Source organism: [Bacillus] caldolyticus (assembly GCF_003595605.1).
GTDB classification, from domain to species: domain Bacteria; phylum Bacillota; class Bacilli; order Bacillales; family Anoxybacillaceae; genus Geobacillus; species Geobacillus thermoleovorans.
Window position 1 is genome coordinate 801,132 of the sequence record NZ_CP025074.1, and the last position, 14,197, is coordinate 815,328.

14 protein-coding genes are annotated in these 14,197 nt (G+C 54.3%); all 14 read right to left on the bottom strand.

Annotated elements, in window-relative coordinates; genetic code table 11:
• Window positions 1-9 precede the first annotated feature (9 nt).
• Window positions 10-1,596: a flagellar basal-body MS-ring/collar protein FliF gene (gene fliF / locus CWI35_RS04175; protein WP_021321702.1), complete on the bottom strand. Its 1,587-nt coding sequence runs from the start codon at window positions 1,594-1,596 to the stop codon at window positions 10-12.
• Between the two features lie 81 nt (window positions 1,597-1,677).
• A complete protein-coding gene (gene fliE / locus CWI35_RS04180) occupies window positions 1,678-1,974 on the bottom strand; it encodes a flagellar hook-basal body complex protein FliE (protein WP_011230718.1) in 297 nt (98 codons plus the stop codon).
• A gap of 19 nt (window positions 1,975-1,993) precedes the next feature.
• Entirely contained in the window at window positions 1,994-2,386 is a 393-nt protein-coding gene (flgC, locus tag CWI35_RS04185) for a flagellar basal body rod protein FlgC (RefSeq protein WP_240432137.1), read from the bottom strand.
• A 63-nt stretch (window positions 2,387-2,449) separates the two neighbouring features.
• Window positions 2,450-2,839: a flagellar basal body rod protein FlgB gene (flgB, locus tag CWI35_RS04190; RefSeq protein WP_011230716.1), complete on the bottom strand. Its 390-nt coding sequence runs from the start codon at window positions 2,837-2,839 to the stop codon at window positions 2,450-2,452.
• Between the two features lie 196 nt (window positions 2,840-3,035).
• Window positions 3,036-3,815: a GTP-sensing pleiotropic transcriptional regulator CodY gene (codY, locus tag CWI35_RS04195; protein ID WP_011230715.1), complete on the bottom strand. Its 780-nt coding sequence runs from the start codon at window positions 3,813-3,815 to the stop codon at window positions 3,036-3,038.
• 16 nt (window positions 3,816-3,831) lie between these two features.
• A complete protein-coding gene (hslU, locus tag CWI35_RS04200) occupies window positions 3,832-5,226 on the bottom strand; it encodes an ATP-dependent protease ATPase subunit HslU (protein ID WP_013523393.1) in 1,395 nt (464 codons plus the stop codon).
• 17 nt (window positions 5,227-5,243) lie between these two features.
• The gene (gene hslV / locus CWI35_RS04205; RefSeq protein ID WP_011230713.1) at window positions 5,244-5,786 is read right to left on the bottom strand and encodes an ATP-dependent protease subunit HslV; all 543 of its coding nucleotides are present in this window, start codon (window positions 5,784-5,786) and stop codon (window positions 5,244-5,246) included.
• A gap of 23 nt (window positions 5,787-5,809) precedes the next feature.
• A complete protein-coding gene (xerC, locus tag CWI35_RS04210) occupies window positions 5,810-6,712 on the bottom strand; it encodes a tyrosine recombinase XerC (RefSeq protein WP_021321701.1) in 903 nt (300 codons plus the stop codon).
• Between the two features lie 95 nt (window positions 6,713-6,807).
• Window positions 6,808-8,883, bottom strand: a complete 2,076-nt coding sequence (gene topA, locus CWI35_RS04215) for a type I DNA topoisomerase (RefSeq protein ID WP_011230711.1) — start codon at window positions 8,881-8,883, stop codon at window positions 6,808-6,810.
• 78 nt (window positions 8,884-8,961) lie between these two features.
• A complete protein-coding gene (dprA, locus tag CWI35_RS04220) occupies window positions 8,962-9,843 on the bottom strand; it encodes a DNA-processing protein DprA (RefSeq protein WP_014195444.1) in 882 nt (293 codons plus the stop codon).
• Between the two features lie 323 nt (window positions 9,844-10,166).
• Window positions 10,167-11,069 (bottom strand): succinate--CoA ligase subunit alpha, encoded by a 903-nt coding sequence (gene sucD / locus CWI35_RS04225; protein WP_011230709.1) that lies wholly within the window; start codon window positions 11,067-11,069, stop codon window positions 10,167-10,169.
• A gap of 17 nt (window positions 11,070-11,086) precedes the next feature.
• Window positions 11,087-12,247 carry an ADP-forming succinate--CoA ligase subunit beta gene (sucC, locus tag CWI35_RS04230; protein ID WP_011230708.1) on the bottom strand — a complete coding sequence of 387 codons (1,161 nt, stop codon included), beginning with the start codon at window positions 12,245-12,247 and terminating at the stop codon, window positions 11,087-11,089.
• A gap of 115 nt (window positions 12,248-12,362) precedes the next feature.
• Window positions 12,363-12,650: an EscU/YscU/HrcU family type III secretion system export apparatus switch protein gene (locus tag CWI35_RS04235; protein ID WP_011230707.1), complete on the bottom strand. Its 288-nt coding sequence runs from the start codon at window positions 12,648-12,650 to the stop codon at window positions 12,363-12,365.
• Window positions 12,647-14,194 carry a flagellar hook-length control protein FliK gene (locus CWI35_RS04240; RefSeq protein WP_119877517.1) on the bottom strand — a complete coding sequence of 516 codons (1,548 nt, stop codon included), beginning with the start codon at window positions 14,192-14,194 and terminating at the stop codon, window positions 12,647-12,649. Before CWI35_RS04240 ends, CWI35_RS04235 begins: the two co-directional genes overlap by 4 nt.
• Window positions 14,195-14,197: the final 3 nt, after the last annotated feature.

The window sequence follows — 14,197 nt, forward strand, 5'->3', positions numbered from 1 at the left end:
CCGTTCCCCCTACTCTTCCGATAGCCACGTTTTTAATAGTTTTGCAAACTCATCCGGCTTTTCTTTCGCCAGCCGCTCAAGCTGTCGACGGCGCAACGCTGCCTCCGTCTCCGGCGGCTCCGGCAAATCCGGCTCCGTCGAAAGCGGCGGAGTGAACAAGTGTTCTTCTTCCTCTTCCTCGTCTTCACGGCGGCGGCGCAACCAGAGGAACAACAGCAAGGCAACGAGCAACAGCGCTCCTGCACCGGCCGCATACCACCACCACGCCGGCCGATCCGGCGTTGATTGGGTGAATGTCGGCTTGCCGTTGAATTTTTGCACCGAAACGACGATGCGGTTGTTGATGTCTTGATCAGTGAGCGTTTGCGCCTCGCTTTTGTCAATTGACGTCCGAACGATCGTTCCTAGCAGTTTTTGAATATCATTGACCGTCTCGGGCGGCAGCGAGTTCGGATCATTAGGGTCAGGCGGCTCGACCATCACTTGGATGCCTAGGTCGCGGATTTTATATGGACTTTCGACGATTTGCTTTTTGATTTTGTTTACCTCATTGTTGATCGTCTCTTCGGTTCGTTCATAGTTGCCGTTTGTTGCGCCGTTTGCGTTTTGGTAGCCCGGCACTTCGTTCGCGCCCGTTCCAGCGGCGCCTCCGGGCGGCGCACCGCTCCCGGAGTACGTCTCTTTAATGCGCTGAACGCTGACGGCAATGCCCTCATTATTTTTCTCATCAACCGGGGCGACTAAGTTTTCTTCCCGCTTTTCTTGCGTAAAGTCAATGTCGGCCGTCACGGAAACGACGACTTTATCCTGCCCCATCATCGTGCCGAGCAGTTGCTGCACTTGGCGTTGAATGTCGCGCTCGATCTGCTTTTTGATTTGCTGCTGCGAGGCGAATGTCGTTCCTGTCGAATTTTCGCCGTCGTTTTTTAAATCGTAATACTCAAAAAACTGATTCATAATGACGATATTATCTGTAGAGAGATTCGGAACACTTTTGGCGACGAGATGATAGAGCGCTTTGATTTGCTCGTCGCTGAATTGATAGCCCGGCTTCGTCTTCAGCACGATCGAAGCCGAGGCTTCCCCTTTCTCATCGGAAACGAATACGCTCGGCTGCGGAAGGTTGATCATGACTTTGGCGTCCTCGACGCCGTCGATCGTCTTGATCAAGTTGGCGAGCTCCGTTTGCATCGCCTTCAGCTTCACCATATTGAACTCGTTATCCGTCATGCCGAAGCTCGCGTTTTGGCCGAAAAATGAATAGTCAATGACTCCACTGTTCGGGATGCCTTCAGCAGCGAGCTCGACTTTCAGCGCGTCCACTTGCTCTTTCGGCACTTTAATCGTCGTCCCGCCGTCCGCCACTTCGGCCGGAACGCCGCGCTGGTCAAGCGTTGCTTTAATTTGCCCCGCTTCTTGCGGCGACAAATTGCTGTAGAGGGGCACCATTTCCGTCCTTGTGGCGAAAAAGACGCCGACGCCAACGGCCAAAAGCACGGCCGCTGCCGCAGTGAGCACGAGCCATTTCTGTTTTTTTGTCCGTTCCTGCCAAAACGCGCGAGCGCGGCTCCACCACTCTTTCCATTTCCTTCTCATACAATTCCCCCGATGATCCAATACCTGCCGCCATAGCGCAACAATGGCGGCGGCTTCCGTATGTATTGCGATTCATTGCTGCTACAATGGCATGCGCATCATTTCTTGATACGCCTCGATCGCTTTGTTGCGGATCTCCAGCGTCAGCTGCAGCGTGATGCTCGCTTTTTGCGCGGCGATCATCACATCATGCAACTGAACGTTCTCCCCGCGAACGAGCTTTTCCGTCAGCGCATCGGCTTGAATTTGCGCTTCGTTCACGCGGTTGAGCGCCTCTTTGAAAAATGCGGCGAATTGCTTTTGCGCCTCAGCCGGCTTCGCTGGGGGCGAAACGGCGGAAGACATCGTCAGCCCAATGCGGCTTGCTCCATCAATCATCGTTTATCCCCCTCGCATGCTATTTCCCGATCTCGAGCGCCTTCATGAGCATTCCTTTTGAAGCATTCAACACCGTAACGTTCGCCTCATACGAACGCGTCGCCCCGATCAAGTCCACCATTTCTTTCAGCGGGTCGACGTTTGGCAGACGCACATAGCCGTCGGCGCCCGCATCCGGGTGATTCGGGTCGTAGACGAGTTTAAACGGCGCCGGATCATCGACAATTTCGCGCACCCGCACTCCGCCGTCCACCGCGTCGGCACGGCCGAGCGCAGCCTGCAAATAGCCCGAAAACGACCCGCTGCGCGGTTCAATGATGACCATTTTGCGGCGGTACGGCTCCCATTCGCCGTTGACAAGGCGGGCGCGCGTCGTATCGACGTTAGCGATGTTGGAGGCGATCACGTCCATGCGCAACCGTTGGGCGGTCAACGCCGAAGCCGAAATGTTTAGACTTTAAAACAAAGACACCCGTTATTTCCCTCCTTTAATCACTGTTTTCAACGTTGTAAATTTGCCGTTGAGCCGCTCGATTAAGGCATTGTAATAAATTTGGTTTTCTGCTAGTTTTGACATTTCCTGATCGATATCGACACTGTTTCCATTATGATTGTAACTCACCGTTGTGTCCGTCGTCACGATGATTTTTCCATTTTGTTCGTTTGGAAACGAAAAATGCTTCGGATTCGTCCGTTTGGCCTCAAGCCGAAACGCCCGTTCCAATTCAGCCTGAAAGCGCACATCTTTCGCCTTATAGCCCGGCGTATCGGCGTTGGCGATGTTGTCGGCGATCGCCTGTTGGCGAAGCGCAGCGTAGCGAAGCCCTTGTTCAAGCCAACCGATCGTCGCTGAAAAGAGCGCCAATGGAATCCCCTCTTTTCTCCTATTTTTCGACAATTTCTGCTAGTTTTCATTTTACGGGAAAGAAAACCCAATGTATAGACGGAACTTGGTACTATTTTTCGACGATGCCATTACAGAAAAACGATGCCAAGGATGTTTGTCAAAACAAAAAACCCGCCGGGCCAAAATACCCAGCGGGCTTAGGCGGCTGCGCCGTTCAGCTCGATTTCAATTTTTCAAGTTCGCTTAAAAACTTGTCGTTCAATACTTTAATGTACGTTCCTTTCATGCCGAGTGAACGCGATTCGATCACGCCGGCGCTTTCTAGTTTGCGCAGAGCATTGACAATGACCGAGCGGGTGATGCCGACGCGGTCGGCGATTTTGCTCGCGACAAGCAGTCCTTCCGTTCCGTCAAGCTCCTCAAAAATGTGTTCGATCGCCTCAAGCTCGCTGTAAGAAAGGGAGCTGATCGCCATTTGCACGACCGCCTTGCTGCGCGCTTCCTCTTCAATTTCTTCCGCCTTTTCACGCAGAATTTCCATGCCGACGACCGTCGCACCGTATTCAGCCAAAATGAGATCGTCATTGTCAAACTCGCGGTCAAGGCGCGATAAAATGAGCGTGCCGAGCCGCTCGCCTCCGCCGTTGATCGGAACAATCGTCGTCAAGCCGGTTTTGAACAAGTCACGATTTTCCACTGGAAACGCCGTATATTCGCTATTAATATCAATATTAGGAGACGTTTCCGTAATGTTGAACAAGTTTTTCGTGTATTCTTCCGGAAACTGGCGCTCCTCCAGCATTCGCTTCATCCGTTCGTTTTCAATCGATTGTTTAATGGCGAATCCAAGCAGTTTGCCGCGGCGGCTGACGACAAACACATTGGCTTCAATCACTTCGCAAAGCGTTTCTGCCATTTCTTTAAAATTGACCGGCCGCCCGGCCGCCTTTTGCAACATGGCGTTGATTTTCCGCGTTTTCTCTAGCAAGTTCATTGATTTCATCTCCTCCTCATAAAATAAACTCGCTTAAATCTTTGTTTTTGACGATGCTGCCGAGTTTTTGCTCGACATATTGCGGTGTGATGACGACCTTGTCGATTCCGATGTCCGGCGCCTCAAACAGCAAGTCTTCCAGCAGTTTTTCCAAAATCGTGTGCAACCGGCGCGCACCGATGTTGTCGGTCGTCTGGTTTACTTCAAACGCCACCTCGGCAATCTTACGAATAGCATCGTCAGAAAATTCAAGACTTATACCTTCTGTTGCCAAAAGAGCTTGATATTGTTTAATGAGCGCGTTATTCGGCTCGACTAATATTCTTACGAAATCGTCGACCGAAAGTTTCGCAAGTTCGACGCGGATCGGGAAACGGCCTTGCAGCTCAGGGATCAAATCCGACGGTTTCGCCATATGGAACGCGCCGGCGGCGATGAATAAAATATGGTCTGTTTTCACCGGTCCGTACTTCGTCATGACGGTCGACCCTTCGACAATTGGCAAAATGTCGCGCTGCACCCCTTCGCGCGAGACGTCGGCCGAGCCGGACACCGCTCCGCTGCGGGCGATTTTGTCGATTTCATCGATAAAAATGATGCCGGACTGTTCAGCCAGGCGGACGGCCTCTTGCGTCACTTCATCCATGTCGATCAGCTTTTGCGCTTCCTCGTTGATGAGCACTTTGCGCGCTTCACTCACTTTGAGACGCCGCTTTTTGCGCCGCTTCGGCATGAGGCTGCTCAAGGCGTCCTGCATGTTCATCCCCATCTGCTCAATGCCTGCCCCTTGCAAAAAGTCAAACCATAACGGCGTCTGTTCCTCGATTTCAATCGTCACCATCTCGTTCTCCAACTGCCCGTTTGCCAACTGCCAAGCAACTTGGCGCCGCTTTTGTTCCACCTGTTCATCCTCATGGCTGTAGCTGTTGTCCGCTTGGGCTCCTTGGCCGCCAAACAGCAGCTCAAGCGGATTTTTGATTGTCTGCTTTGGCTTGCCCGGAACAAGCAGTTCAACAAGCCGCTTGTTCGCCTGCTGTTCAGCCCTGTCTTTCACTTCGTTCATTTTTCGTTCTTTCACGAGCCTAACTGACGTTTCCACCAAATCGCGCACCATCGATTCGACGTCGCGCCCGACATAACCGACTTCGGTGAATTTCGTCGCTTCGACTTTGATGAACGGGGCGCCGACGAGTTTGGCGAGCCGGCGGGCGATCTCGGTCTTCCCGACCCCGGTCGGGCCGATCATTAAAATGTTTTTCGGCATCACTTCATCGCGCAATTTTTCATCGAGCAAACTGCGGCGGTACCGGTTGCGAAGCGCGATCGCCACCGCCTTTTTTGCCTCTTTTTGCCCGACGATGAACTGATCGAGCTTTTCGACAATCTGCCGTGGAGTCAACGTTTCCGCCATCATCGGCCTCCTCCTTTTTACAGCTCTTCGACAATAATATGGCCGTTCGTATAAACGCAAATGTCAGCAGCGATCTCGAGCGCCGCCTTGGCAATCTCTTTCGCGGTCATCGAGCCGCCGGCGTACTTCTTCAACGCACGCCCAGCAGCCAACGCATACTGACCGCCCGAGCCGATGGCAAGCATGCCATCATCCGGCTCAATCACTTCGCCCGTGCCGGAGACAAGCAACAAATGCTGTTTGTCCATAACAATGAGCATCGCCTCGAGGCGGCGCAACACTTTATCGCTCCGCCACTCTTTCGCCAGCTCAACCGCCGCGCGCGGCAAGTTGCCATTCCATTGTTCGAGCTTGCCTTCAAACATTTCAAACAGCGTAAACGCGTCAGCGACGGAGCCGGCAAAACCGGCGAGCACGTTTCCTTGGAACAGCCGCCGCACTTTTTTCGCTGTATGCTTCATGACGACCGCATTGCCGAACGTCACTTGGCCGTCTCCAGCCATGGCGGATGCGCCGTTATGGCGGATGGCAAAAATTGTCGTCGCATGAAAGGCTCCCATCATTTCCCCTCCTTGCCTGCGGGTTACGCCCGCGGATGCGCCTGCAAATAAATATGCCGCAGCCGGTCTTTCGTTACATGTGTATACACTTGCGTCGATGACAAATGCGCATGACCGAGCAGTTCCTGCACTGAACGGAGATCGGCCCCTTCGTTGAGCAAATGAGTCGCAAACGTATGCCGAAGCACGTGCGGGCTGATGTTTTGCGTCAGCGCAGCGGCTTCGACAATCCGATCCAAAATATGGCGCACTCCCCGAGGCGTGAGCGGATTGCCTCGGGCGTTGACAAATAAATAGCGGTGGTCCGCCGGCAGCTTTCTTGTCAGTTCGCGTCGGCCCCTATGGATATACCGTTCAAGCGCTTCGCGGGCCGGACGGCCGAACGGAACGTAGCGCTGCTTGTTTCCTTTGCCGTGAATGAGCACGGTTTCCGCAACAAAATCGACATCAGACAGCTGTATGTGACAACATTCACTAACCCGAGCGCCAGTCGCGTACAACAACTCAAGCAGCGCCGCATTGCGCTGGCCTAGGGCCGTATTTTCATCATTGACAAGAAACAATGCTTCTAATTCTTTTGGGTATAAAAAATTAGGAATTTTTTGCTCTTTTTTCGGCAGTGTCGCGAGCGCAAACGGGTTTTCGGCCGCCCGCCCTTCGCGCAACAAAAACTTGTAAAAGCTGCGCAGACTCGAAATTTTGCGGGCGACCGAACGGCTGGCCAACTGTTGCTCGTATAGTTTCGTCAAATATAAACGAACGTCGCTGTAGGACACTTCATTGAGCGCGCCGATTCCTTCCTCATCCATAAACCGGAAAAACTGCTCAATGTCACGCCGGTAACACACAATAGTATATTGTGAATAATTTTTCTCGATTTGTAAATATTCCATGAATAATTGTAACGCAAGTTTCGAATTCTCCATCGCCTCACCCCGCAACGGCTACTACATCGTACCATATTCATCCGCATGAATGCAACTGTTTTTTTATAAAATTCTGAATTGTATCCGATGCCTATTCAAGCTTCTAGCCGCTCTTCATAGTCGCACGCCGTGCATTGCACTTGCACACCTTTTTTCAGCACTTTCTCCACAAGCAGCCCCGCGCATTTCGGACACGGGCGGGCGAGCGGTTTATCCCACGAGACGAAGTCGCAATCCGGGAAACGGTCGCAGCCGTAAAACACCCGCTTTCTTTTCGTGCTGCGCTCGACGATGTTGCCCTCGCGGCATTTCGGGCACTTGACGCCGATTTCTTTGACAATCGGCTTCGTATGGCGGCATTCCGGAAAATTCGAGCAGGCGATAAACTTGCCGAAACGGCCCATTTTGTACACCATCGGACTGCCGCACACCTCGCAGTCAATGCCGGCCGGCTCATCCTTAATCTCAACTGCGCGCATTTCTTTTTCCGCCACTTTCAACCGTTTTTCAAATTCGCGGTAAAACTCGTCGACGACTTTGATCCATTCCACTTTCCCTTCTTCAATTTCGTCCAATTCTTTTTCCATTTTCGCCGTAAACTCGACATCGATAATTTCCGGGAAAAATTCGAGCATCAGCTCTACAACGATTTCGCCGAGCTCGGTCGGGACAAACCGCTTGTTCTCAAGGACGACATAGTTGCGTTTTTGGATCGTATCAAGCGTCGGGGCATACGTCGACGGGCGGCCGATGCCGAGTTCCTCCAACGTTTTGACGAGGCGGGCTTCCGTGTAGCGCGGCGGCGGCTGAGTAAAGTGCTGCTTCGATTCGATCGTTTCGCTCTCAACCGTTTCCTCTTCTTCCAAATCCGGGAGGATACGGTCCTGCTCTTCCGTTTGATCGTCCGTTCCTTCAATATACACTTTCATAAACCCTGGAAATTTCACCTTCGAGCCGCTGGCGCGGAACACGACACCGTTGTTTTCCAACTCGACGCTCATGGTGTCAAGCACGGCGGCCGCCATTTGACTGGCGATGAACCGTTCCCAAATGAGTTTATACAACCGAAACTGGTCGCGCGTCAAATACGGTTTCACTTTGTCCGGATCGCGAAATGCCGATGTCGGGCGAATCGCTTCGTGGGCGTCTTGGGCGTTCGTGCTTTTCTTCTCTTTCCGCTTTTCCTGGTTGACATACATAGCGCCGAACGTCGCCTCGATATATGCCGCCGCCTCTTGCTGCGCCGTCTCGGCGACGCGCGTTGAATCGGTGCGCATATACGTGATCAAACCGACCGTCCCTTCGCTGCCAAGATCGATTCCTTCGTACAGCTGCTGGGCGATCATCATCGTCTTTTTCGTCCGGAAATTCAGTTTGCGCGCCGCTTCCTGCTGAAGCGACGACGTCGTAAACGGCGGCACGGGGCTGCGCTTGCGCTCTCGTTTTGTCACCGTTTTCACCGCAAATGCCGTTCCGTTTAAGCGGTCCAGCACGGCTTTCACATCCGCCTCCGTCTTTAAATCGCGCTTTTGTCCGTCAATACTGTAAAACGAGGCGGCAAACGTCTCTCCTTCTTTTTGAAACGTCGCTTGAATCGTCCAATATTCTTCCGGCTGAAACTCGCGAATTTCTCGTTCCCGATCGATGATGAGGCGCAGCGCCACCGATTGGACGCGGCCGGCGCTTAATCCTTTTTTCACCTTTTTCCATAAGAGCGGGCTGATGTTATAGCCGACGAGGCGGTCGAGCACGCGCCGCGCCTGCTGGGCGTCAACAAGATTCATATTGATCGCGCGCGGCTGCTGAAACGATTGCTGAATAGCATCCTTCGTGATCTCATGAAAGACAACGCGGCAATCAGAGTGAATGTCCAGATCGAGCATGTGGGCCAAATGCCAGGCGATCGCCTCTCCTTCGCGATCGGGGTCGGCGGCAAGAAACACTTTTTTCGCTTTTTTCGCCGCCGTTTTCAACTCTTTGATCACCTGGCCTTTGCCGCGGATCGTAATGTATTTCGGCTCGTAGCCGTGGTCTATATCAACGCCCATTTGGCTTTTTGGCAAATCGCGGACGTGGCCCATCGACGCTTTGACTGTATATTTTTTTCCCAAGTATCGTTCGATCGTCTTCGCTTTCGTTGGCGATTCGACGATAACTAAGTAGTCTGACATCCATCTTCCACCCCTAGGAGGTAAATTGAAATCTTCATTATTATTAATGATTATTGCCGCATTTGTCAAACATGTGCATTACACGTACGGGAATTCATCCAAAATGTCCGCCGCTTCTTGCACTAGTTTTGCCCCGTGCTGAATGAGCGTATTCGGCCCGGCGGATTCCGCCAAACCGATCGGGCCGGGGACGGCGAACACTTCCCGCCCTTGCTCAAGCGCATACGCGGCGGTAATGAGCGAACCGCTTTTTCGCTTCGCCTGCACGACAAGCGTGCCGAGCGACAGCCCGCTGATGATGCGATTGCGCGCGGGAAACTGCCATGCCTGTGGGCGCGTTGCCGGCGGATGCTCAGCGATGACCAACTGTTCGTTCATCAGCCGGGTGGCGAACGGTCGATGTTCTTTCGGATAAATGTGGTCCAGCCCACCGGCGATGACGGCGATCGTCGACCCGCCATGCTGGACGGCGAGTTGGTGGGCGCACACGTCAATCCCAAACGCGAGCCCGCTGACGATCGTAAAGCCGGCGGCAACAAGCGGCGGCACCAATTTGTTCAACGCTTCGATTCCTTCCTTCGTCGGCCGCCTCGTGCCGACGATGCTGATCAGTTTCCGCTCCTGAAGCAAAGCGGAGTCCCCCTTTGCATACAGCACCCACGGCGGGGCGTATATATATTTAAGCAGCGGTGGATAGTCGGAATCAAATACAGTGATCACACGAATGCACCGGCCCTTATATGTTTTTATCACACGTTGCACATCGATGGAATGCAAATCATGAAAAAAAGCGGTCCATTGAGCGTCGGAAAGCGGAACGAGCGGGCGGAGATCATGAGGAGGCAGAGAAAATGGAGCGGTGAGCGTCGGATCAGCCTTAAGCAAGGAATGAATCGTCTTCCATCCCGCCCCGCGGCAATGATGGAGATGGATAAGTCGGTCGCGGACCGTATCGTACATACTGCTCCCCTTTCTTTTTTCACCTTCAGCATATGGATCTATAGGTGCAACGAAAACGTTTAACATATCCTTGACGGAAAAGCCGCCTGTCTATTTTTTCGACTGTCGGAGGCAAGCCGCAGGCTTCCTCGTCACGCCTTGGCGTGACGGAAGACCGAACAGCCACACGCTTCACAGACCCATACATGGGTCTTTAAGCGGCGTTGTTCGGTCGCCCGACAGTCGATCCAATTGCTCTGTAAAAGCGGCAAATGGTAAAGCTTCAAATTGCATCTATAGCATGATATGCAACACCCCGCACGAGGACGTGCGGGGCCAAACCATTAGTGCGTTTTGCATTTTTCGTACAAGCCGCGTTCTTTCAGCACAGAAATGAGCGTTTCGCCGATGACGGCCGGCGTTTCCGCCACTTTAATGCCGCATTCGGTCATTTTTTTGATTTTCTCTGCGGCCGTGCCTTTGCCGCCGGAAATGATCGCGCCGGCATGGCCCATCCGTTTGCCCGGAGGCGCCGTTTGCCCGCCGATAAAGCCGACGACCGGTTTCGTCATGTTCGCTTTCACCCATTCGGCCGCTTCTTCTTCCGCCGTGCCGCCGATTTCACCGATCATAATGACCGCGTACGTTTCTTCGTCTTCATTAAACGCCTTCAACACATCGATGAAGTTTGTGCCGTTGACCGGGTCGCCGCCGATGCCGACCGCCGTCGACTGGCCGATGCCGGCTTGCGTCAGTTGGTGAACGGCTTCGTACGTCAGCGTGCCGGAACGGGAAACAATGCCGACATGTCCTTTTTTATGGATGTAGCCCGGCATAATGCCGATTTTGCACTCTTCCGGCGTAATGACGCCCGGGCAGTTCGGGCCGATGAGGCGCGTCTTTTTGCCCTCCATGTACCGTTTCACTTTCACCATATCAAGCACCGGAATGCCTTCGGTGATGCAAACGACAAGGTCGAGTCCCGCGTCGACCGCTTCCATGATGGCATCCGCAGCGAAGGCCGGCGGAACGTAAATGACCGAGGCGTTCGCTCCCGTTCTTTCGACCGCTTCCGAAACAGTGTCAAACACCGGCACGCCTTCGACTTCCGTGCCGCCTTTGCCCGGCGTGACGCCGCCGACGATGTTCGTCCCGTACTCGATCATCTGCTTTGTATGGAACAGCCCTTGCGAACCGGTAATCCCTTGCACGATCACTTTCGTGTCTTTATTGACAAAAACGCTCACGTGTCTCCCTCGCTTTCTTAACGTACTAGCTCGACGATTTTTTGTGCTCCGTCCGCCATCGATTCGGCCGCAATAATGTTTAAGCCTGACTCTTGCAAAATCTTTTTCCCAAGCTCAACGTTCGTTCCTTCAAGCCGGACGACAAGCGGAAGCGTCAAACCGACTTGCTTCGTCGCCGCGACGATGCCGCTCGCGATGACATCGCATTTCATAATGCCGCCGAAAATGTTGACGAAAATGCCTTTGACGTTCGGGTCGGACAAAATGATTTTGAACGCTTCCCTTACTTTTTCCTCGCTGGCGCCGCCGCCGACATCGAGGAAGTTGGCCGGCTCGCCTCCGTAATATTTGATGATGTCCATTGTCGCCATCGCCAAGCCGGCGCCGTTGACCATGCAACCGATGTTGCCGTCAAGAGCGATGTAGTTCAAGTCGTATTTCGACGCTTCGACTTCTTTCGGGTCTTCTTCATCCAAGTCGCGGTATTCAAGGATGTCCGGATGGCGGTATAAGGCGTTTGAATCGAAATTCAGCTTCGCATCAAGCGCCATCACTTTGCCGTCGCCGGTGACGACAAGCGGGTTGATTTCGGCGATCGAGCAGTCTTTATCGACAAACACTTGGTACAAGCCCATCATAAATTTGACCGCTTGGTTGACGAGATGCTTCGGAATGTTGATGTTGAAAGCCAATCGGCGCGCTTGGAACGCTTGGAGCCCGACGGCTGGATCGATGTATTCTTTAAAAATTTTCTCCGGCGTTTTCGCCGCCACTTCTTCGATTTCCGTTCCGCCTTCTTCCGACCCCATTAACACGACGCGCGAGGTGGCGCGGTCGACGACAAGGCCGATGTAGTATTCTTTTTGGATGTCGCACCCTTCTTCAATCAACAGCCGTTTCACTTCTTTTCCTTCCGGGCCGGTTTGATGGGTGACGAGCACTTTGCCGAGCAATTCGCTGGCGTATGTACGGACTTCCTCGAGGCTTTTTGCCACTTTCACCCCGCCCGCTTTGCCGCGCCCGCCGGCATGAATTTGCGCTTTGACGACACACACCGGCGCGCCGAGCTCTTTCGCCGCTTCGACCGCTTCATCCACCGTGAACGCGACGCGGCCGTTCGGCACGCTCACACCATAGCTTCGCAAAATTTCTTTTGCTTGGTATTCATGAATGTTCATGCGCCAACCTCCTATGTATAAAATCAAAAAAGTCTTAGCGCTTTCATTTTATACCTAACATTTCGCGCTTGTCCACCGTTTCGCCGCAAAATTAAGAAAGCGGGGAATAGGAAAATTACCCCTTCCCCGCTCTTTCTCCTTTCGCTTCCTGATCAAGCTGATACAAAAACGCGAACAATTCAGCCACTAAGGCGTACAGCTCCTCCGGGATCATTTCGTTGATCTCCACTTTCCCCAGCAGCTCAACAAGCGTCGGATCTTGGCGAATCGGCACGCCGTGCTGCCGGGCGGCGGCGATGATCGCTTCGGCGACCTTGCCAACCCCTTTCGCCTTGACGATCGGAGCTGCGTCAAGTGCCGCATCGTAAGACAAGGCGACTGCTTTTTTCCGCTCCTCGTTCATGCTTGGCAATCCACCTCGCTGCAACTGTCGGCAAACAGAAAAACGGAAGGCGGAGGAGGGGCGGAACGCGTTGCCTTTACATCAATGCCTGAAAGCGCATAGCCGTGCGCCTGAAACCGCTCTTTGACAAGCGGAGCCATCCGAGCGGCAGCAACCGCCAACCGCGGATCATCGTGAAAAATGGAGATGTGGACGATCCGTCGTTGCACGCGCATATCAACGATCACCTCTCCCAGCTCTTCAAGCGTCAGGCAACAAACAATGCGGTTGTAATCGGCATCAAGCGGCCCGCCTTGTTTCCTCCTTCCTTGCCAGCACACAGCAAAATCGCTGCTGCGGCCGCCAAGCGGCAATGGAAACGAAATCCATACGTGCTCAATGAGCCCATCGCCGCCAGCAGCGATGGCCATGCCATCGAGCTGGTCGAGAATCGCTTCGGCCGCCCTCTTGGCCCCTTCGCTCCCCGATTCATGAAGAAAGCGAAGAAGCAGCCGTTTCAACGACGGGGCGGAAGGCAAATCCTCGATTTTCCCAACACGGACGAGCGCCGCCTCGTCCTCAAGCCCAAGCCGCACGGCCGCTCGCCTCAGCCAGCAAAACAGCGACAGCGCCGGATCTCTCGTCGCTCGAGCGGCCGCCCACAACTTCGCTTCCGCGGCGGGCAGCGCTCCGCTTTGATAGGCAGCATCAAGAGCTGCCCACCGTTCCAAAAACGCCTCCTCGTCCGTCAAGCCGAGCTGCCGAATGATATCGACAAACCGGCGGCATTGCACCGCCTCCCGAAGCGCCAAGCGGCGGTCCTCCGGCAACGGGGCGAGCCCAAGGCGGGCAAGAAGCGCGCGGGCCGTTTCGGCCTCTTCCTCCCCTGACAGCAACAAACGCACGGCCGCCTCGTAAGCGGACAGCGGCGGTGAAAGAAACTTCTCCATCGCCCGGCTGAGCTCAAGCGCCGCCGGATGGGCGGAAAGGGAGGCAATGGCCGCTTTCAGTTTCCCCAACCCCTCAGCGAGCGGCACCCCGGTTTTGGCTGCCCATAGCGCGCGAAACACGGCTGAAGAGAACGGCAGCCGGCGGCGAAACAAATGGGCGAGCACGTCTTCGGCCGCGTCCGGCTGGCCGGTCTCTTTCACCGCTTCAGTCAGTGCGGCAATTTCCTCTTTCGTTGCAGCCGCGCCAGCTTTCAGCGCTTGGCGGAGCACCGGCAGCGCCGCATCCGGCAGTTTCCACGCTTTTTGCCACCGGCGCACCGCCTCTTCACCTGACGGAGCAGACGCCGGTTCGGAAAGGGGAATGGCTTTCCAATAAATTGTTCCTTTTCGTTCGTGAATTTCAAACAAATACAAACGTCCGACGGCAAGCGGCGCCTCCAAACGGGCGCGCACAAGCTGTCCGCCAGCGCGGACGAGCGCCGCCCGCTCCCCGGTTTCCATCTCCTCGACCCGCTCCACTCGGCCGACGACGGCCTGCCCCGGCTGAAACCGCCGGCTGGATGTCGCGTCGCGGACAGCGGTCGTTGGCATTGTCCGCTCCATGCGCTCGACCATTTC

Coding starts and splice junctions, on each gene's coding strand:
- CWI35_RS04240 (WP_119877517.1), bottom strand. CDS start 14,194: ATGGTCGAGCGCATGGAGCGGACAATGCCAACGACCGCTGTCCGCGAC.
- sucC (WP_011230708.1), bottom strand. CDS start 12,247: ATGAACATTCATGAATACCAAGCAAAAGAAATTTTGCGAAGCTATGGT.
- hslU (WP_013523393.1), bottom strand. CDS start 5,226: ATGGCGGAAACGTTGACTCCACGGCAGATTGTCGAAAAGCTCGATCAG.
- dprA (WP_014195444.1), bottom strand. CDS start 9,843: ATGTACGATACGGTCCGCGACCGACTTATCCATCTCCATCATTGCCGC.
- CWI35_RS04235 (WP_011230707.1), bottom strand. CDS start 12,650: ATGAACGAGGAGCGGAAAAAAGCAGTCGCCTTGTCTTACGATGCGGCA.
- codY (WP_011230715.1), bottom strand. CDS start 3,815: ATGAACTTGCTAGAGAAAACGCGGAAAATCAACGCCATGTTGCAAAAG.
- fliF (WP_021321702.1), bottom strand. CDS start 1,596: ATGAGAAGGAAATGGAAAGAGTGGTGGAGCCGCGCTCGCGCGTTTTGG.
- topA (WP_011230711.1), bottom strand. CDS start 8,883: ATGTCAGACTACTTAGTTATCGTCGAATCGCCAACGAAAGCGAAGACG.
- hslV (WP_011230713.1), bottom strand. CDS start 5,786: ATGGGAGCCTTTCATGCGACGACAATTTTTGCCATCCGCCATAACGGC.
- flgC (WP_240432137.1), bottom strand. CDS start 2,386: ATGGACGTGATCGCCTCCAACATCGCTAACGTCGATACGACGCGCGCC.
- fliE (WP_011230718.1), bottom strand. CDS start 1,974: ATGATTGATGGAGCAAGCCGCATTGGGCTGACGATGTCTTCCGCCGTT.
- xerC (WP_021321701.1), bottom strand. CDS start 6,712: ATGGAGAATTCGAAACTTGCGTTACAATTATTCATGGAATATTTACAA.